Source organism: Pseudomonas sp. 05N433 (assembly GCF_056396925.1).
The window spans coordinates 1-1,248 of the sequence record NZ_JBFTML010000129.1; the positions used below are offsets into that span (position 1 = coordinate 1).

The 1,248-nt window shown below is 63.7% G+C and carries 1 protein-coding gene; it reads left to right on the forward strand.

Features of this window, described 5'->3' with window-relative positions:
* On the forward strand, positions 1-1,248 hold a 1,248-nt coding region (locus AC1DIS_RS29995), incomplete at both ends, for a VCBS domain-containing protein (protein WP_477781302.1).

Below are 1,248 nucleotides of genomic sequence, written 5' to 3' on the forward strand. Positions count from 1 at the left end.
TCACAATGAAGTGTTCACCATCCAGGTCAGCGATGGCCTCGGCGGCGTCGACACCCAGCAGGTGACCGTCACTGTCACCGGCAGCAATGACGCACCGGTACTCAGCTTCGCGAGCGGCAACGAGCTTGGTGCAGTGCAGGAAGACAGCACGCTCAGCGTCAGCGGCCAATTCAGCTCAAGCGACATCGACCATGCAGCCACCGCCACCTGGAGCATCGCCGGGTCCAATACCGGCACCTACGGCTCGATCGCCGTCGACAGCACGGGCCAATGGACTTACACCCTGGCCAACGGCAGCGATGGCGTCGCCAGTGCCGTGCAGTCGCTGCAGGCCGGCGAGAGTCACAACGAAGTGTTCACCATCCAGGTCAGCGACGGCCTGGGCGGCGTCGACACCCAGCAAGTGACTGTCACCGTCACCGGCAGCAACGATGCACCCGTACTCAGCTTCGCCAACGGCAACGATGCCGGCGCGGTGCAGGAAGACAGCACCCTCAGCGTCAGTGGCCAGTTCAGTTCGACCGACATTGATCATGCGGCCACCGCCACCTGGAGCATTGCCGGGTCCAATACCGGCACCTACGGCTCGATCGCCGTCGACAGCACCGGTCAATGGACTTACACCTTGGCCAACGGCACCAATGGCGTCGCCAGTGCCGTGCAGTCGTTGCAGGCCGGCGAGAGTCACGATGAAGTGTTCACCATCCAGGTCAGCGATGGCCTCGGCGGGGTCGACACCCAGCAGGTGACCGTGACTGTCACCGGCAGCAACGATGCGCCCGTACTCAGCTTCGCAWCSGGCAACGATGYCGGCGCGGTGCAAGAAGACACCACCCTCAGCGTCAGCGGCCAGTTCAGTTCAAGCGACATCGACCATGCGGCCACTGCCACCTGGTCGATCAATGGCTCGGCAACTGGAACCTACGGCTCGATCGCCGTCGACAGCAGCGGTCAGTGGACTTACACCYTGGCCAACGGCACCAATGGCGTCGCCAGTGCCGTGCAGTCGTTGCAGGCCGGCGAGAGTCACAACGAAGTGTTCACCATCCAGGTCAGCGACGGCCTGGGCGGTGTCGACACCCAGCAGGTGACTGTGACCGTCACCGGCAGCAATGACGCACCCGTACTCAGTTTCGCCAACGGCAACGATGCCGGCGCGGTGCAGGAAGACACCACGCTCAGCGTCAGCGGCCAGTTCAGTTCAAGCGACATCGATCATGCCGCCACCGCGACCTGGAGCATTGCCGG